The following is a 17,717-nucleotide window of genomic DNA, read 5'->3' on the forward strand; positions in this document are numbered from 1 at the left end:
GGGCAGGGCGCCGCGTCAGGTCAGCCGGCGGCGCCCGCCGCCTCGTCGGCGGCCTGCGCCCGCAGCGCCCGCTCGACGCCGGCCCGGGACTCGGTCACCAGTCGGCGCAGCGCCGCGCCGGGCTCGGCCGAGGCGAGCCAGGCATCGGTGGCGTCCAAGGTCTCCTGGGAAACCTGGAGCGCCGGGTAGAGCCCGATGGCGACCTGCTGCGCCATCTCGTGGCTGCGCTGCTCCCACACGTCCTTGACGGCGGCGAAGTAGCGCTCGGTGTAGGGCGCCAGCAGGGTCCGCTGGTCGGTCTGGACGAAGCCGGAGATGACGGCCTCCTGGACCGCGTTGGGCAGGGTGTCGCTCTCCACGACGGCCCGCCATGCCTCCGCCTTCGCCTCGGGGGTGGGACGCGCGGCGCGGGCCGCGGCGGCGTGCCGTTCGCCCGCCGAGGTGGCGTCCCGCTCCAGCTCGGCACCGATCTGCGCATCGCCGGCCCTTCCGGTGGCGGCGAGCCGCTCCAGGAACGCCCAGCGCAGCTCCGTGTCGACGACCAGGCCCTCGATGGTCTCGCTGCCGTCCAGCAGCGCGGCGAGCAGATCGAGCTGCTCGTCCGTACGGGCCACGGCGGCGAACGCGCGGGCCCAGGCGAGCTGGTGGTCGCTGCCGGGCGCCGCGGCGCGCAGCTGCTCCAGCGCTGCCTCGGCCCAGCGGGTCAGCCCGGTCTCCCGCCAGGCCGGTGCCGCGTACAGGTCCAGGGCGAGCTTGACCTGGCGCTGCAGGGACTGGACGACGCCGATGTCGGACTCCTTGCCGATGCCGGAGAGCACCAGGTCGAGGTAGGAGCGCGCGGACAGTTCGGCGTCGCGCGTCATGTCCCAGGCCGACGCCCAGCACAGGGCGCGCGGCAGCGGGTCGGCGAAGTCGCCCAGGTGCCGGGTGACGTTGGCCAGCGACTCGGGGTCCAGCCGGACCTTGGTGTAGGTGTAGTCGCCGTCGTTGAGCAGCAGCACGTCGGGGCGCTTGCGCTCGCGGGGCAGCGGCACCTGGGTCAGCTCGCCTTCGACGTCGAGTTCGACGCTGTCGGTGCGCACCAGCTTGCCGTCCACCAGGTCGTAGAAGCCGACGCCGAGGCGGTGCGGGCGCAGCGTGGGCCGGCCGGTGGCGCCTGCGGGCAGCGCGGGGGCCTCCTGGTGGATGGCCAGCGCGGTGAGGGTGCCGTCCTCGGCGCAGCTGAGCTCGGGTCGCAGGACGTTGATGCCCGCGGTCTCCAGCCACGCCTTGGACCATGCCTTCAGATCGCGCCCGGAGGTCTCCTCCAGCGCGCCGAGGAGATCGCTCAGCCGGGTGTTGCCCCACTCGTGGCGCTTGAAGTAGGCGCGTACGCCCTGGAAGAACTCGTCCATGCCGACGTAGGCGACGAGCTGCTTGAGAACGGAGGCGCCCTTGGCGTACGTGATGCCGTCGAAGTTGACCAGGACGTCGTCCAGGTCCCGGATCGTGGCCATGATCGGGTGGGTGGAGGGCAGCTGGTCCTGGCGGTAGGCCCAGGTCTTCATCTGGTTGGCGAAGCTCGTCCAGGCGTGCGGCCAGCGGCTGCCCGGGGCGTGCGCCTGGCAGGCGATGGAGGTGTAGGTGGCGAACGACTCGTTCAGCCACAGGTCGTTCCACCACTCCATGGTGACCAGGTCGCCGAACCACATGTGGGCCAGCTCGTGGAGGATGGTCTCGGCGCGGCCCTCGTAGGCGGCGTCGGTGACCTTGGAGCGGAAGACGTACTGGTCGCGGATGGTGACCGCGCCCGCGTTCTCCATGGCGCCCGCGTTGAACTCGGGCACGAAGAGCTGGTCGTACTTCTCGAACGGGTACGGGTAGTCGAACTTCTCCTGGAACCAGTCGAAGCCCTGCCGGGTGACCTCGAAGATCGCATCGGCGTCCAGATACTCGGCCAGCGAGGGGCGGCAGTAGATGCCCAGCGGCACGCTGCGGCCCTCACCCTCCCAGCTGCTGTGCACCGAGTGGTACGGACCCGCGATGAGCGCCGTGATGTAGGTGGAGATCCGCGGCGTGGGGGCGAAGTGCCAGGAGTTGTCCACCGGCTCCGGGGTCGGGGAGTTGGAGATCACCGTCCAGCCCTCCGGGGCGCGCACGGTGAACTGGAAGGTGGCCTTCAGATCCGGCTGCTCGAAGGTGGTGAAAACGCGGCGCGCGTCCGGCACCTCGAACTGGGTGTAGAGGTACGCCTGGTCGTCGACCGGGTCCACGAAGCGGTGCAGGCCCTCGCCCGTGTTGGTGTAGGCACAGTCCGCGACGACGCGCAGCTCCTGGGGCCCCTGCGCCAGTCCGCGCAGGGCGATGCGGGAGTCGGCGAAGACGGCGGCCGGGTCGAGGGATTCACCGTTGAGGGTGACCTCGTGCACGGTGGGCGCGACCAGATCGGCGAAGGTGTCGCCGGCCTCGGCCACCTGGAAGCGGACCGTCGTCACGGAGCGGAAGGTTCCGCCCCCCTGGGCGCCGCTGATGTCCAGCTCGATCTCGTACGAGTCCACGGTGAGCAGCCGGGCCCGCTCCTGGGCCTCTTCGCGCGTCAGATTCGTGCCAGGCACTTGGTTGGTCTCCCCACTCTCGCGGATCTCGGCCCTGTCGTACTGATTGCTGAAGCCATACTTGCACGCGGTTGTGACAGCTGGTGGCGGGCGTTCCCGCGCTGTTCAGACAGGGGTCATCCGGGTCGCCAATACATCGGATGAGGGGCTTCCCCGGCCCCTGTGCACCTCCGTATCAGGAGACCGAATGTCACGTCGCAACCGCCGCGACCGCTGTGTCCCGACCGACTCAACCCCCCACACTTCCCCCGCCGATTCCACTGCCGCTCACGCTCCCGATTCCTCTTCCGCTCCCGCTGCTGCCCGACTCCACCCGCCCTCTCACGGCCCCGCCCGCATCCTCTCGGCCGGCCACGGGCGCCGTCGGGTGCTCGCGATCGCCGGGGCCGCCGGCGCCGCCGCGGCGTTCGGGCTGGTGACCGCACCAGCGCCCGAGCCGTCCCCTGCCGCCGCGTCCGCGCCCCAACGACCCCGCCGCGCCTCACGCGCCCCGGCTGTCGTGAGCGCGCCGCACACCGGCACCACCCTTACGGGGGTCGCGGTGCCCTCCGGGGACGGGCCGTTCAAGCGGCTGGTGACGGGGCCCGGCTGGCGGCGGGTGGTCCGCACCGAGCTGGCGTCGGCCCACCGGCAGCGCGCCGCGAAGGCCGTGCCGCTGGCGGCGTTCGTACAGTTCACCGATCTGCATCTGGTGGATGTGCAGCACCCGCTGCGCTACGAGTATCTCCGCGCGGAGACCGCCAGCGCGTGGCGGCCGCAGGAGGCGCTGTCGGTCGCCGGTGCGGTATCGCTGGTCGAGCGGGTGAACGCACTGACCGGCGGGCCCGCCACCGGCTCCCCGCTCTCCTGCGTCGTCACCACGGGTGACAACACCGACAACAACTCGCTCGCCGAACTGGAGTGGTTCGTGGAGGTGATGAGCGGGGGACGGATCACGCCCAACACCGGCGAGCCCATGCTCTACGAGGGCGTGCAGGACTCCGGGCTGCGGGACTACTGGCAGCCGGACTCCGACGTACGCGACCGCGACAAGGGCGTGGGTTACCCACGGATGCACGGTTTCTTGCGGGCTGCTGTCCAGCAGGTGACCAGTCCTGGTCTGAAGCTGCCCTGGTACGCCACGGTCGGCAACCATGACGCCCTGCCGGGCGGCTGCTTCGCCGCCGCGGACGCGCGCGGCTTCTTCGCCGACTTCTCCGTCGGTGACCGGAAGCTGATGGACCTGCCCAAGTCGGAGGCCGCACAGCTGTGGCGGGCCGTGGACAAGGGCCTCGACCCCAAGGGGAAGCTGTTCGAGGAGATGCTGCGCTCCGAGCGCCGCCGTATGCGCACCGTCACCCCGGACCCCAAGCGCGCGCCGGTCACCCCGCGCGAGTACGTACGGACCCTGGCACGGCCGCACGCCATGGGACGCGGCCCGGCAGGGCACGGGTACACGGAGGCGCACGCCGAGGACGGCAGGCTGTACTACACGTTCCCGATATCCAAGGACGTGATGGGCTTCAGCCTGGACACCACCCGGCGCGACGGGCACTACAAGGGCCGGGTGGGCAAGGCGCAGCTGCGCTGGCTGAAGCGCAAGCTGGCGGAGCACGACGACAAGTACGCGATCGTCTTCAGCCACCACACCAGCACCACCATCCCGGAAGGCGGCAAGGAGCTGCTGGCACTGCTGCGCGCCGCCCCGCACGCGGTGGCCTGGGTCAACGGGCACAGCCACCGCAACCGGATCACTCCGCACGGCACGTTCTGGGAGATCAGTACGGCCTCCCACATCGACTATCCGCAACTGGCGCGCACCGTCGAGCTGGTGGACAACAAGGACGGCACCCTCTCCCTGTTCACCACCTGCATCGAGTCGGCGGCCCCGCACCGTACGGACTTCACCGACCTGTCCCAGACCGGGCTGGCCGCCCTCTACCGGGAGCTCGCCTACAACGCTCCAGGAGCCCGCAGGGGACTGGAGGGCGGCGAAGGGGACCGCAACACCGAACTCCTGCTCCGCAAACCGTGAGGCACCGCGCCACGAGTCACGGCGCCGCGGTGGTCTCAGTCCATGGCGCCTCCTCCGTCCCACTCCTCGGCCGTGAGGGCTGCCAGGCACGCCCGTACCGAAGGGCTGTCACCGCCCGCGCGCCAGGCGGCCCGCACCTCGCGGTGCAGCGGTGGGCGCACGGGCACGAACCGCACGCCGGGCGGGCAGGGCGTCTGGGCCATCTCGGGGACCAGCGCGGCGGTCAGCCCACGCGCGACGAAGGCGAGCTGAGTGGCGTACTCGGTGACGGTGTAACGGACCCGTGGCTCGATGCCGCGCGCCCGCAGAGCCTGCACCAGCGCCTCGTACGGCTCGGTGCCCTCCGGGCAGCTCGACCAGACGACGCCCGCGAGTTCGGCCAGGTCCAGCGTGTCCCGGTCGGCCAGTTGGTGCCGGGACGGTAGCGCCGCCTGTACCTCCTCCACGGCGAGGGTCTTGACCCGGACCCCTTCGGGCAGCGGCATGGGGCGGCTGTGCCAGCTCTCGATCAGCAGCAGATCCAGCTCGCCGGCCAGCAGCAGCGGCACCATGTCCACGGCCTCGCCGTCCACCACGGTCGGCCGCAGCCGGGGGTGCGCCTCGGTGAGCGTGGCAAGCACGTCGGGCAGCAGGGCGCGCAGCGAGCTGCCGACGCCGCCGAGCCGGAGGGGCCCGATGATCTCGTCACCGAGGTCGGCCAGATCGGACTCCGCGGCGGACAGCTGCGCCACAACGCGTGCCGCGTGCTCGGCCAGCACCCGTCCGGCGTGGGTGAGGCGGACGCCGCGGCCGTGCGGCTCCAGCAGCCGGTGGCCCGCCTCGCGCTCCAGCTTGGCCAGCTGCTGGGAGACGCCGGAGGGCGTGATGTGCAGGGCGACCGCCGCGCGGGCCAACGAGCCGTGCACGGCGACCGCGTCGAGCGCGCGGAGCCTGTCAGAACTGAACACCCAAGCAATGCTAACGAGTACCGCACATAAATCCTCGCTTTTACTTGAGAGTTATGGCAGGCACAGTGACTGTCATGACCACCGCCAGGGAGGGAACCAAGGGGACCGAGCCACGCGCCGGACTGGCCGGGCGCAGCCCGGTACTGCTGGCCGTGGCAGCATCGGCATGCATCTCGGCCTCCGCGATGTTCGTGAAGCTGTCCGGCGTCAACGCGGGCACAGCGGCCTTTCTGCGCTGCCTGCTGGCGCTGGTGGCGCTGGTGCCCTTCGCCGTGGCGGAGCGGCGCCGGCTGGGACCGCGACCGGCCCGCGCCCAGCTGTTCGACCTGGTGGCGGGGGCGCTGCTGGGCGTCGACTTCGTCTTCTGGGCGCAGAGCATCCACGATGTGGGCTCGTCCATCGCCACCGTGCTGCTCAACATCCAGATCGCCGTCTTCCCGCTGCTCGCCCTTGTCGTCACCCGCACCCGCCCCGGCGCACGGTACTGGCGCACCCTGCCCGTGCTGCTGCTCGGCGTCGCGCTGGCCAGCGGTGCGATCGGCCACCCGGAGCCCGGCAGCAGCCCGGTCTCCGGAGTGCTCTACGGCGCCGCAGCGGGGGTGGCGTTCGCGGGCTATCTGTTCCTGACCCGGCTGGGCGGCGGAGGGGCGCACACCGTCCACCCGGTGTGCCTCTCCACGCTGGCCGCCGGCGTCACCTCCGGCCTGCTCGGCGCGCTGTGGACGGGGGTCGACCCGGCGCCCGGCTGGGGCCCGCTGGGCTGGCTGGCGGTGATGTCACTGTTCGGGCAGGTACTGGCGCTCGTTCTGATGGGGCCCGCACTGGTGCGGCTGGCCCCGGTCACCAGTGCCGCGCTGCTGCTGCTCCAGCCGGTGCTGGCAGTGGTGCTGGGTGTCGTCTTCCTCGGGGAACGGCCCACGGTGACCCAGTTCGCCGGGTGCGTCCTGGTCGTCCTCGCTGTTTGGCACACCAGCCGGGCTGATCACTAGAGTCACTGCCCATGCACCTGCCGCGCGCCCTCCTCAGCGGTCTGATCGCCACCGTGACCGCGTGCGGGCTGGCAGTGAGCTCCTCCACGGCCGCCGACCAGGGCCATACCCGCACTCGCGAGGTGATGGAGGCCATGGTCGAAAGGGACGGCGCCCCCGGAGTGCTGGCACAGGTGGAGGACGGCGCCGGAGCATGGGTCGGCAGCACGGGCACCGCCGACCGCACCACCGGTCGCCCCCGGCTGGCGCGTGACCGCTTCCGGATCGGCAGCCTGACCAAACCGTTCGTGGCGACCGTGCTGCTCCAGCTCGAATCGGAGGGCAAGCTGCGGCTGGACGACCCGGTGGGCCGCTGGCTGCCGGACCTGCGGCCAGGTGAGTACGGCCGGGCCGGAGGCGGGGCCGGACGCGCCGTCACGCTGCGCCAACTCCTCGGCCACACCAGCGGAATCCCGGACTACATCGCCGACCCCGTACTGCGCAGGAACTACTTCAGCCCGCGCTTCCTGGCACACCGCCAGAGCTCCCACACCCCCGAGAAGCTGGTCGAGCGCAGCCTCTCGAGGCCGTCGTTGTTCCGCCCGGGGTCGCGATGGAGCTACTCCAACACCAACTACCTGCTGGCCGGCATGGTCATCGAGCGTGCGACAGGGCACTCGTACGCGACGGAGATCGAACGCCGCGTGCTGCGCCCGCTGAAGCTGCGCGACACCTCGCTGCCCGGTACCTCGGCCCGCATCCCGGGGCAGCACGGCAAGGAGTACTCCACGCTGTTCGCACCGGGGGCGCATCCGCCGGTACGGGACGTCACCTCGCTCAACCCGTCGCTGGCCGGAGCCTCCGGCGAGATGATCTCCTCCGGCCGGGATCTGGTGCGCTTCGTACGCGCCCTGGTCACCGGAGGGCTGCTGACGACGCGTCAGCAGGCCGAGATGCAGACGACCCGCCGGGCCGACTCCACCGACCGCTACGGGCTGGGCCTGACCGAACGCACCCTCTCCTGCGGCGTCACGGTCTGGGGCCATGAGGGCACCATCCACGGCTCCCTCACCGCGGCGTTCAGCACGCCGGACGGCGCACACACGGCCGCCTTCAACATCAACGGCGACTGGTCGGGCGGCATCGACGACCTGGTCGAGGCGGAGTACTGCGACTGAACCCATCCCGCCGGTCAGCGCGGGAGGACCGTCACATACTCCGCCGGCTCCAGCTCGCAGGCCGCCATCAGGGCCGTTCTGACCACGGCGGCCTGCTGGGCGAGGGAGTCGCGCAGCTTGTCCGGGGTGACGTGGACGACGGTGATGCCGAGCAGTTCGAGGGACTCACGCTTGTGGGTGCAGGCGTCCCAGGCCGCCTCTGCACCGGCCCGCGGCGTGCGGGCGTCGATCTCCACCGCGACGGCCTGGTCCGGCCAGTAGGCGTCGACGGCACCCAGGTGCGGTCCGCCGGGGACGAGCAGTTCGACGTTCCAGCAGGGGTCGGGCAGCCCATGGCCGAAGACCATCTCGTACAGCAGGCCCTCGGTCAGTGCGCGCCCCTCCGCCAGCAGACTCTCCACGGCGTCCGCGACGTGCGGCAAGCCCAGCAGCCGGGCTCTGGTCAGCTCGCGCACCACCGGCTCCGGCCCGCAGTACCCGCCACGTACCGCCTCGATCAGCAGCCGCCGTACATCCTCGGCGTCGGCCAGCTGGGCCACGGCATCGGCCAGCGCCCGCGGCACGGGCGCGACGGGCAGCCCGGTGATCTCCTCGGGCTCGGGCAGGATGCGGGTCCGCATCAGATGCGCCGAGGTGTACGCGCAGCCCGCCGGGAGCGGCGCACGGGCGCCCGGTCCGGTGGGCTCGCCGAGGTCCGGGACGAGGACGTCGATCCGCTCCAGGTCCAGCAGGGAGGGAGCGGCGGAGAAGCAGTGCAGGGCGAGCGCGGCCAGGCCAGTGATCATCGCGAGGCGGGGCGCTCCGGGCCGGGCGCCGGGCGGTGCGGCGGCGTCGCTCTGCGCGTACAGCAGCGCGGCACGCAGCCGTTCCTCGCTGGTGGGCAGGCCGGTACGGGGCGGGAGTGGTACTTCGTGCGTCATGTGGTGGGCGATTCCCCGCCGCCCGCGGGATGCCAACGTGTGTGACAGAGCTGTCGCTGAATGCGGACAACCCTGTACTAAAGCACGGCAGTTCGACTGCCGATAACGGTTCGCTGTCCGCCGGGCCCGCGGTGCGGTCCCGGGCGGGCGAACTCGTGCGGCGTCAGCTGCTCTTCTTGCCCCTGTCGCCCAGCGACACAAGCCCGGCGATCACCAGGAAGAGCACGATCGGCGCGGCGACGTACAGCCCCAGGGTCTCGGCGACGCTCAGACCGGGGCCCGGCTGGTCGCCGTCGTCGGGCGCTACCGCGAACGCGGGCGACGACAGCAGCATCATCAGCGTCGCACCGGCGGCGACCGTGCCTGTGCGCAGGGCGTTCTTGTTGACCTTGTTGCTCACACAGCCAACATATCGGACGGGTGAACGGGTCGCGCGCCGGGGTGGTGCTACCGGGAGTTCATCGCATCGGATGCGGCTGGGCCGACGGCCCCGGCTGCGCCCGGTCACCCTGCGTCTGCTGCACCGTTCGGCACCGGCGGAGCTACCCCGCCGCGGGGTGACCGCCTGGGTGCAGGGCCCGGCGCAGCTCCGCGAAGAGGGCGTGGGCGCGCGGGGAGGCGGCCAGCTCCTCCAGCGTGCGGGGCCGCCCTTGCGCATCGGCCACGGGAAGCCGCCAGTTGGGGTACTCGTCACTGGTGCCCGGCACGTTCTGCGCACGCCGGTCGCCCACCGCGTCCGGCAGCCAGACGCCGACCATCCGCGCAGGCGTACCGGCGAGGAACCGGTACACCGCCTTGATCATGCCCTCCTCGTCGCCCCGCCCCTCCGGCAGCAGCCGCAGCCGCTCGAACAGGGCGAGCCACTCGGCGAGTTCGGCCCAGTCGGCGGCGTGCTCGGCGGCAGGGCTGTCCGCCAGCATCCCCAGCCGCCCGCGCAGCTCGACATGCGCGCCGGTGAACCGCGCGGCGGTGCTCGGCAGATCGTGTGTGGTGGCTGTCGCCAGGCAGTCGGCCCGCCACTGCTCCGGCGGCAGCGGCGCGGCCCGCCCGGACTCCCCGCTCCCACCGGCAGCACCACCGGCACCGCCTGCGCCGTCCGCACCGTCGGCTCCACCAGCGTTGCCCGTACTGCCCGCACTGCCCGCACGGATCGGCCCACCCGCACGGCCTGCACCGCCCGTACTGCCCCCACCGCCCGGCCCACCCGTACGGCCTGCACCGCCCGCCCCGGCGTCGCCCTCGCGGCTGACCGAGGCGCCGCCCTGCCGGGCACTCCCGTACGCGCGCTCGAACCACAGCACCGAGGTGCCCAGCATCCGCCGGGCCGCCAGTTCCTCGCGGACTCCCGGCTCGACCGTGCCCAGGTCCTCGCCGATGACCGCTGCGTCCGCGCGGTGGGCCTCCAGTGCGAGGACGCCGTGCATGGCCTCGGTGTCGTAGCGCACATAGGTGCCCTCGGTGGGCGGGCGGCCCTCGGGGACCCACCACAGCCGGGAGTGGCCCATCACATGGTCGAGGCGCAGCGCGCCCGCGTGCCGGAAGAGCCCGGCGAGGACCTCACGGTAGGGCGCGTATCCCTCCCGGGCGAGCGCGTCGGGGCGCCAGGGCGGCAGACCCCAGTCCTGGCCGCGGGCGTTGAACGCGTCGGGCGGGGCGCCGACCGTGATGCCCTGGGCGAGGATGTCCTGGTGCGCCCAGGCGTCGGCGCCGCTGGGGTGCACGCCGACGGCCAGGTCGTGCACCAGGCCGATCGCCATGCCCGCCGAGCGCGCGGTCTGCTGCGCGGCGGCGAGCTGGCAGTCGGTGAGCCAGGCGACCCAGCTGTGGAAGTCGATCCGGTCCGCGTGCTCGTCCCGCGCGCGTGCCGTACGGGCCGAGCGGGGGTCGTCCAGCCCGCCGGGCCAGGAGCGCCAGTCGGGGCCGTGCAGTTCGGCGAGGGCGCACCAGATGGCGTGGTCCTCCAGCGCCTGTCCGCACTCGGCGAGGAAGTCGCAGTAGGCGGCCCGGCGCCCGGGGCTCAGCGGAACCGTACGGACCAGCTCCAGAGCCTCGCGTTTCAGCTCCCAGGTGGCGTCCCGGTCGATGTGCGTACCCCTGTGCAGTACGGCGTCGCGCAGCTCTGCGGCGCGGGCCGGCAGGGCGTCGGCCGCGCGGCGCTCGGCGGGGCCGAGGTAGGCGTATTCGGGGATCTCCTCGATACGCAGGTGCACCGGGTCGGGGAAGCGGCGGGAGGAGGGGCGGTAGGGCGAGGGGTCGGTCCGCCCGCCCGGCGCGGCGGGGACGGCGCTGTGCAGCGGGTTGAGCTGGACGAAATCGGCACCCAGGCAGCGTCCCGCCCAGCCGGTGAGTTCGCCCAGATCGGCGAGGTCGCCCATACCCCAGGAGCGGGTCGACAGCAGCGAGTAGAGCTGTAGGAGCAGTCCGTACCCGCGCGTCTTGCCGGGGCGGGTACGAGGCGCGGGGAAGACATCGGGGGCGACGACGAGGGTGCTGTGCGCGGAACGCTCGTCGGGCGCATGGGCCAGCAGCGTGTGTACGCCCGGTGGCAGCGCGGTCCGCGGGCCCCAGTCGAGAGTTTCGCCACTCTCGGTGACGACCCGCAGTGCGGTGTCGGCCGGGAGCGCGGAGCAGTTCGTCAGGCCGGATAAGTTCGTCAGGCCGGATAAGGAGGCGGTGGTGACCGACCCGGAGTGCGCGCCGGAGCGCAGCACGACGGTGGGCGGCAGCAGCCGGCGGCTCTCCCACTCGTGCTGCTCCAGCGCGGTACGGACGGCGCGCGGCGTCGAGGCGTCCACGCCCAGGGCCGCGAGCACGGAGACGACCGTCTCCTCGGGCACCCGGACCTCCCGGCCCGGTACGGGCTCGTAGGAGAGCGAGACGCCGTGTGCCGCGGCGAGCCGCGCGAGCCCGGTCATCAGATGTCTGCCGGCTCCGTACCGTAACCGACCCCGGTGGGTTCGCTGGTCAGCGGCGCCTCGGCGAGCGGGGGCTCACTGGTCAGCGGGGTGGCGTCGGCGAGCGGGGGCTCGCTGGTGAGCGGCGCGTCGGCACAGCCGCAGGTGCACGAGCCGTCGAGTCCGGAGTCGGGGTCGGACACACCGGACAGGTCTACCGGCTCGTGCCCTCGTTTGGAGAGCGCACGCTGTTGGGGGAGCGGGGTGAGAGCGGAGATCAGGAGTTCAGCGGACGCGGCCACGGGGGCCTCCGTTCGTTGACGAAACGATGGTCAGGACTCGCCCTACCCAGTCGACGGGCGTACAGACGTGTCCGACGAGGGAACGTGTCCCAGCTCACCTCGGTTCCCGCGGCGAATCGGCGACAGTTCCGGCCCGGAGAAGGAGAACCAGGGGGCAAACCGGTCATGCAGTGCGAGTATTTGCGGACCGGCGAGTAGATGCGGGCGCGGGCGGGGATGCGGGCCCCACGGTGCCGGTGCCGACGACTGCGGTCAAAGCCCGCGACGGCCGCGCCGCCGAACCATAGAATCCGCGGGCGCCCGCGTTTCGCGGCACCTCCGTGGCCTCCCGCGGTGCGCCCGGTGGGGCCGCCGCCCCTACGGTGTCGCGGAGGTCACGGCGGCACGTACGGTACGCACGGCTCGAGCGCGCGGCAGCGGCGTACGCGCTGGACGGAGGGGTTCCGGTCGGACATCGGGAGGAAGCGGTGGGGACAGCGCGCGGCGAGGACGTCCCGGAGGCATCCGGGGCCGGCACGGGCACCGTCCCGCTCACGCGCCCCGGCGTGCCGGGCGGCTGGAGCCGGATGAGCGCTGCCGCGCTCACGGCGGCGGTCGTCTCCGGTCTGCTCGGCAGCGCACCCGCCGCACAGGCCGCTCCCCCGGCCACCCCGGACGGCCCGGCCGCCGGAAGCCCGGACGACGAGAGCTCACGCGAGGGACTGCCTCCGGTGTGGCCGCGTCCCCAGACGATGCGCGCCCAGGGCGAGTTCGTCCCGGCGGGCTCCGAGGCCACCCTGATCGTCGACAAGGACGCGGACAAACACGCCCTCCAGCTCATCCGCGCAACGCTGCGCGAGGCAGGCGTGCGTACGGTGCACGAGATACACCCGGGCCCCAGCGACCGGTCCACGGAAGCATCCGTGCGCTCCGGCGATCTTGTCGTACGGGTGGGCACCGAGTCGGCCGGTCCCGCGCTGCGCGACCTGCGCGCCCCCGCACACAGCGACCTGCCCGCGGGCGGCTACCGCCTGGCTGCGGGGCAGTCCGGAGGGCACTACACCGTGGCGCTCGAAGGGACGGACGGGGACGGGCTGTTCTACGCCGCGCAGACGCTGCGCCAGCTCGCCACCGAACGCAACGGCCGACGCGGCTTCCCGGGTGTCCTGGTACGCGACTGGCCCACCGCCTCCGTACGCGGCACGACAGAGGGCTTCTACGGGCAGCCCTGGACGCACCAGGAGCGGCTGAACCAGCTGGACTTCTTGGGCCGTACGAAACAGAACCGCTATCTGTACGCGCCGGGCGACGACCCGTACCGCCAGGCGTCCCGCTGGCGCGACCCGTATCCGGCCGCGCAGCGCGCCGATTTCCGCGAACTGGCCGAGCGCGCCAGGCGCAATCACGTCACGCTCGGCTGGGCCGTCTCGCCCGGCCAGGGGCTGTGCTTCTCCTCGCCGGACGACCGCAAGGCGCTGCTGCGCAAGCTGGACGCGATGCGCGCCCTGGGGGTACGCGCCTTCCAGCTGCGCTTCGAGGACGTCAGCTACAGCGAGTGGCACTGCGACAAGGACGCGGACACCTACGGCACGGGCCCGCAGGCGGCGGCGCGCGCCCAGGCGGAGCTCGCCAACGCCGTGGCCGACCATCTGGCCGAGCGCCATCCGGACACCGCCCCGCTGTCCGTGGTGCCGACGGAGTTCTACCAGAAGGGCCGCACGGAATACCGGGCCGCGCTCGCCAGGAAGCTGGACGACCGGGTGGAGATCGGCTGGAGCGGTGTGGGGGTGGTGCCGCGCACCATCACCGGTGCCGAACTCGCCCGCGCACGCAGCGCCTTCCCGCGCCACCGGCTGGTGACGATGGACAACTATCCGGTCAACGACTTCGCGAGCGACCGGATCTTCCTCGGCCCCTACCAGGGCCGCGAGCCCGCTGTCGCCTCCGGTTCGGCGGCGCTGCTGACCAATGCGATGAAACAGCCGACGGCCTCCCGTATCCCGCTGTTCACGGCGGCGGACTACGCCTGGAACCCGCGCGGCTACCGCCCCAAGGAGTCGTGGCGGGCAGCCGTGGACGAGCTGGCGGGTGGCCGCGGCAGCGCGTCCGCCACCCGGGCCGCCGTACACGCGCTGGCCGGAAACGACGCCTCCTCGGTGCTCGGCAGCGACGAGTCGGCGTACGTCCGCCCGTTGCTGGACGCCTTCTGGAGCGCCTACGAGCGGGGCAAGGGCCCCGAGCTCGACCGGGCCGCCGACAAGCTGCGCAGCGCCTTCACCACGATGCGCACGGCCCCTTCCCGGGTGCCCGACGGGCTGGGCAAAGAGGTCGAGCCGTGGCTGACCCAGCTCTCGCGGCTCGGTGCGGCGGGCGAGCGGTCCGTGGACATGCTGCTCGCGCAGCTGCGCGGTGACGGACCCGCCGCCTGGAAGGCGCAGTTGGAGGTGCGGCGGCTGCGCGCCGAGAGCGCCAGGAGCAAGGTGACCGTCGGCAAGGGCGTGCTGGCCGACTTCACGGACAAGGCCCTTGAACTGTCGGACGGATGGACAGGCGCGCAGCAGCACAAGCCCACGTCGAAGTCGCAGTCGAAGGGCGGGCCGAAGGCCGGGTCCGGGCCCTCAGGCGGGCACGGCCGGCGGCTCGCCGTGAGCGGCCGCCCGTCGGGTGCCCCGCACCACCCGCTCTCCGCCGCGGCGGACGGCGACCCGAAGACCTCCTACCGGGCGGCAACAGGCCCGGCCGACGGGACCTTCGCGCCGAAGCAGCCGCCCATGCTCGTCCCGCCGTCCGCGGCAGCCGACGCGGCCGAGAGGGCCGACGCAACCCGCAAGCGCGACGACAGCCGCCACAAGCGCTCCGCGGAGGCGCTGACCGTGCGGCTGCCCAAGCCGCGCCCGCTGCGTGCCGTCACGGTGCTGACCGGCCCGCACTCGGGCACCCGCGGCGCGGTCGAGGCGCACATCCCCGGCAAGGGCTGGGAGCGGCTGGGCCCGCTCTCGCAGACGGGCTGGACGCAGCTGACCGCCGGCCGGCACGGCGCCGAGAAGGCCGACGCGCTGCGGCTCGTCTGGAGCGAGGAGGCGAAGCCGCCGGTCGTCCACGAGATCACACCCTGGTACGCCGACACCCCGGCGGCCTCCCTGTCGCTGCCCCGTACGACCGTGGACGCGGCGATCGGCGGCGGTGCCACCCGGGTCACGGCGCGGCTGACCGGGAACCGGCCCACTGACGTACGCGGCAAGGTCACCGCGAAGGCCCCCAAGGGCTTCACCGTGCGTGCGCCGCTGCGCACCACAGTGCGACGGGGCAGCACGGTGGACGTGCCGCTGCGGATCACCACGGACAGCTCGGTCAAGACGGGCAGTTACCGCATCCCCGTCTCGTTCGGCGGGGAGCAGCTCACACTGACCGTACGGGCGTATCCGCGCACCTCCGGGCCGGATCTGGCCCGGCACGCGCAGGTGACGTCCTCCGGGGACGAGACGAAGGACTTCCCCGCCGCTGCGGTGGCCGACGGCAAGCGCGGCACCCGCTGGTCCTCACCCGCCAAGGACGGCGAGTGGGTGCAGCTGAAGCTGGCCGAACGGACGCGTGTGGGGCGGGTCGTGCTGCGCTGGCAGGACGCCCATCCCTCGCACTACCGCGTCCAGGTCTCCCCCGACGGCAAGCGCTGGCGCACCGCCGCAACGGTGCGGAACGGCGAGGGCGGCAAGGAGTCGGTCCGGATGGACACTCCCAGGGACACCCGCTATGTGCGTGTGGTCGGTGACAAGCGGGCAACGCGTTTCGGGATTTCGCTGTGGTCGGTGGAGATCTACGGGGTGGACTCCACGGGCCAGGCCAAGCACGCCCGGCGAGACGACGACCGGGGCGCCCGCTCCCGGGCGGAACAGCTCCACGAAGCGGGGGGCGCCGCGGGACGGCACCCCCACTGAGCGTACGGACATCACAGTCGGTCGAACGGACGTCACTCAGGCCGTGCGGGCATAACAAAGCCCGGGTCTCAGGCAGTGGATCTGCCGTCGATCCGGGCGAGATCATCGTCCGCGCCGTATGGCTGAAGGTAGGGCAGCCAGCGCGGGTCCCTATGCCCCGTGCCGATGATGCGCCAGGCGAGGCCGGAGGGCGGGGCTGGTTGGTGACGCAACCGCCAGCCCAGTTCCGCGACATGGCGGTCGGCCTTCACATGGTTGCAGCGGCGGCAGGCCGCCACGACGTTCTCCCAGGCGTGCGCCCCTCCCCGGCTGCGCGGGATGACATGGTCGACGCTGGTTGCGACGCCACCGCAGTAGGCGCAGCGGCCGCCGTCCCTGGCGAACAGGGCGCGGCGGGTGAGGGGAACGCTGCCGCGAAAGGGCACCCTCACAAACCGCTTGAGACGGACGACACTGGGTGCGGGTATGACATGGGTTGCGCTGTGCATCAGGGCGCCGGAGTCCTCGAGGCTGATCGCCTTTCCGTTGAGGACCAGTACGAGCGCGCGGCGAAGCGGTACGACGCCGAGCGGCTCGTACGACGCATTGAGGACCAGGACGTGCGGCACGGTGCCTCCTTGTACGTCGGCGGCGCGTGGCTCGCGCCGTGACGATCTCCCCTCAGTGTGTCCCGTGCCCTGGTCACTTCGCCACCACGACCGGGCAACCCACTGAGCGTGTTTTGAACCACACCGGCTGTCTCCCCCCTTGAACAGTCTTCTCACTCGAACACCTGGCCTCATACTTGCCCGGTGGCACCAAATGTGAAGGCCCTGCGCCGTTAGTGTGGTCCTGGCATTCTTACGGGTGCCTTGCGGATGTGTCTCGCACGGAAGGTCAACCTGTGTACTGGCTGCTCAGCGCGTCCCCCTCGCCCGACGGCCCGCAGCCGCCGAAGTCCTTGGAGGACGCCCAGGACAGCGCAGGAGAAGCTGCCGGATGGGTCCAGGAGAACTGGTCGGACTGGCTTGCCACGGGTCTGCGCATCGTCTTCATCTGCGTCGTCGCCATAGTCATGCGCTATCTCATCCGTCGCGCGATCACCCAGCTGATAACGCGGATGAACCGCAGGGCCGAGATCGCCGACAGCGGCAATGCGCTGCGCGGGCTGCTGGTGAGCGGCGAGCGCCGCAGACAGCGGTCCGAGGCGATCGGCTCCATCCTGCGCAGTGTGGCCTCGTTCGTGATCATGGGCACTGCCGCGATGACGGTGCTCTCCGGGCTCGGGATCAACCTCGCGCCGCTGCTGGCCAGCGCCGGCGTCGCGGGCGTAGCACTGGGCTTCGGCGCCCGCGACCTGGTGAAGGACGTACTGGCGGGTATGTTCATGCTCCTGGAGGACCAGTACGGGGTCGGCGACCGGGTGGACGCGGGAGAGGCGTCCGGTGTCGTCCTGGAGATCGGGCTGCGGGTGACGCAGCTGCGTGGCGACGACGGCGAGATCTGGTACATCCGCAACGGCGAGATCAAGCGCATCGGCAACCTCAGCCAGGGCTGGTCCATGGCAGCGCTCGACGTCCGCGTACGGGCCGACGAGGATCTGGACGAGGTACGGGCCGCCGTCGTCGCGGCGGGCGAGGAGATGGGCAAGGACAGCCCCTGGGACGAGATCCTGTGGGAGCCCGTCCAGGTCCTCGGCCTGGACGAAGTGACGCTGGACTCCATGGTGCTGCGGGTGTCGGTCAAGACCATGCCCGACAAGAACCTGGCCGTGGAGCGGGAGCTGCGCTGGCGCATCAAGAAGGCGCTGGACTCGCGGGGCATCCGGCTCGTGGACGAAGCGTCCCTCGCGCTCGAGTCCGTGCGCCCCCCGTCGCTGGAGAAATAACCCGGGAGAAGTCCCCGGGCCTGGAGAAGTAGCCCCCGGCGGCGCCCCGTTGCCGCCCGTCGGGGCGGCTTCTCGACCCCTGTCGGCGGTGCCGGCCGCGGGGGGGTGTGCTTTCTCCC

12 protein-coding genes are annotated in these 17,717 nt (G+C 72.2%); 5 read left to right on the forward strand and 7 right to left on the reverse strand.

The window, feature by feature from the left end; all coding sequences use genetic code 11:
• Window positions 1-20: 20 nt before the first annotated feature.
• Window positions 21-2,594, reverse strand: a complete 2,574-nt coding sequence (pepN, locus tag ACTWQF_RS31470) for an aminopeptidase N (protein WP_443283137.1) — start codon at window positions 2,592-2,594, stop codon at window positions 21-23.
• 187 nt (window positions 2,595-2,781) lie between these two features.
• Here pepN and ACTWQF_RS31475 point away from each other — a divergent pair, with 187 nt between their 5' ends.
• Window positions 2,782-4,608 (forward strand): TIGR03767 family metallophosphoesterase, encoded by a 1,827-nt coding sequence (locus ACTWQF_RS31475; protein ID WP_443283138.1) that lies wholly within the window; start codon window positions 2,782-2,784, stop codon window positions 4,606-4,608.
• Window positions 4,609-4,643: 35 nt separating this feature from the next.
• On the opposite strand, the gene ACTWQF_RS31480 is transcribed toward ACTWQF_RS31475, so the two are convergent.
• Window positions 4,644-5,555, reverse strand: a complete 912-nt coding sequence (locus tag ACTWQF_RS31480; protein ID WP_443283139.1) for a LysR family transcriptional regulator — start codon at window positions 5,553-5,555, stop codon at window positions 4,644-4,646.
• Window positions 5,556-5,629: 74 nt separating this feature from the next.
• Here ACTWQF_RS31480 and ACTWQF_RS31485 point away from each other — a divergent pair, with 74 nt between their 5' ends.
• Together ACTWQF_RS31485 and ACTWQF_RS31490 are read left to right on the forward strand one after the other, a co-directional pair.
• Window positions 5,630-6,544 (forward strand): DMT family transporter, encoded by a 915-nt coding sequence (locus tag ACTWQF_RS31485; protein WP_443283140.1) that lies wholly within the window; start codon window positions 5,630-5,632, stop codon window positions 6,542-6,544.
• Window positions 6,545-6,555: 11 nt separating this feature from the next.
• Window positions 6,556-7,701, forward strand: a complete 1,146-nt coding sequence (locus tag ACTWQF_RS31490; protein WP_443283141.1) for a serine hydrolase domain-containing protein — start codon at window positions 6,556-6,558, stop codon at window positions 7,699-7,701.
• Between the two features lie 14 nt (window positions 7,702-7,715).
• Here ACTWQF_RS31490 and ACTWQF_RS31495 read toward each other — a convergent pair whose 3' ends face one another.
• The 4 genes from ACTWQF_RS31495 to ACTWQF_RS31510 all read right to left on the reverse strand — a co-directional run bounded on the left by ACTWQF_RS31495 (window position 7,716) and on the right by ACTWQF_RS31510 (window position 11,817).
• Window positions 7,716-8,621, reverse strand: coding sequence for a hypothetical protein (locus ACTWQF_RS31495; RefSeq protein WP_443283142.1), 906 nt, complete (start codon window positions 8,619-8,621; stop codon window positions 7,716-7,718).
• Between the two features lie 163 nt (window positions 8,622-8,784).
• Window positions 8,785-9,021 carry a hypothetical protein gene (locus tag ACTWQF_RS31500; RefSeq protein WP_443283143.1) on the reverse strand — a complete coding sequence of 79 codons (237 nt, stop codon included), beginning with the start codon at window positions 9,019-9,021 and terminating at the stop codon, window positions 8,785-8,787.
• 142 nt (window positions 9,022-9,163) lie between these two features.
• A complete protein-coding gene (malQ, locus tag ACTWQF_RS31505; protein WP_443283144.1) occupies window positions 9,164-11,536 on the reverse strand; it encodes a 4-alpha-glucanotransferase in 2,373 nt (790 codons plus the stop codon).
• Window positions 11,536-11,817, reverse strand: a complete 282-nt coding sequence (locus ACTWQF_RS31510) for a hypothetical protein (RefSeq protein ID WP_243085736.1) — start codon at window positions 11,815-11,817, stop codon at window positions 11,536-11,538. The genes malQ and ACTWQF_RS31510 overlap by 1 nt, the downstream gene beginning before the upstream one ends.
• Window positions 11,818-12,383: 566 nt before the next feature.
• Here ACTWQF_RS31510 and ACTWQF_RS31515 point away from each other — a divergent pair.
• Window positions 12,384-15,731, forward strand: a complete 3,348-nt coding sequence (locus tag ACTWQF_RS31515) for a beta-N-acetylglucosaminidase domain-containing protein (protein WP_443283150.1) — start codon at window positions 12,384-12,386, stop codon at window positions 15,729-15,731.
• 68 nt (window positions 15,732-15,799) lie between these two features.
• Here ACTWQF_RS31515 and ACTWQF_RS31520 read toward each other — a convergent pair whose 3' ends face one another.
• Window positions 15,800-16,339 carry an HNH endonuclease gene (locus ACTWQF_RS31520; protein WP_443249612.1) on the reverse strand — a complete coding sequence of 180 codons (540 nt, stop codon included), beginning with the start codon at window positions 16,337-16,339 and terminating at the stop codon, window positions 15,800-15,802.
• 275 nt (window positions 16,340-16,614) lie between these two features.
• On the opposite strand from ACTWQF_RS31520, the gene ACTWQF_RS31525 reads away from it, so the two are divergent.
• Window positions 16,615-17,598 carry a mechanosensitive ion channel family protein gene (locus tag ACTWQF_RS31525; protein ID WP_443283145.1) on the forward strand — a complete coding sequence of 328 codons (984 nt, stop codon included), beginning with the start codon at window positions 16,615-16,617 and terminating at the stop codon, window positions 17,596-17,598.
• Window positions 17,599-17,717 lie beyond the last annotated feature (119 nt).

The organism is Streptomyces sp. 8N114 (genome assembly GCF_052245835.1).
Lineage (GTDB): Bacteria > Actinomycetota > Actinomycetes > Streptomycetales > Streptomycetaceae > Streptomyces.

What these genes read in the sequence shown, in the direction of transcription:
- ACTWQF_RS31485 (WP_443283140.1), top strand. Translation starts at nt 5,630, where the DNA reads ATGACCACCGCCAGGGAGGGAACCAAGGGGACCGAGCCACGCGCCGGA.
- ACTWQF_RS31490 (WP_443283141.1), top strand. Translation starts at nt 6,556, where the DNA reads ATGCACCTGCCGCGCGCCCTCCTCAGCGGTCTGATCGCCACCGTGACC.
- malQ (WP_443283144.1), bottom strand. Translation starts at nt 11,536, where the DNA reads ATGACCGGGCTCGCGCGGCTCGCCGCGGCACACGGCGTCTCGCTCTCC.
- ACTWQF_RS31475 (WP_443283138.1), top strand. Translation starts at nt 2,782, where the DNA reads ATGTCACGTCGCAACCGCCGCGACCGCTGTGTCCCGACCGACTCAACC.
- ACTWQF_RS31515 (WP_443283150.1), top strand. Translation starts at nt 12,384, where the DNA reads ATGAGCGCTGCCGCGCTCACGGCGGCGGTCGTCTCCGGTCTGCTCGGC.
- ACTWQF_RS31495 (WP_443283142.1), bottom strand. Translation starts at nt 8,621, where the DNA reads ATGACGCACGAAGTACCACTCCCGCCCCGTACCGGCCTGCCCACCAGC.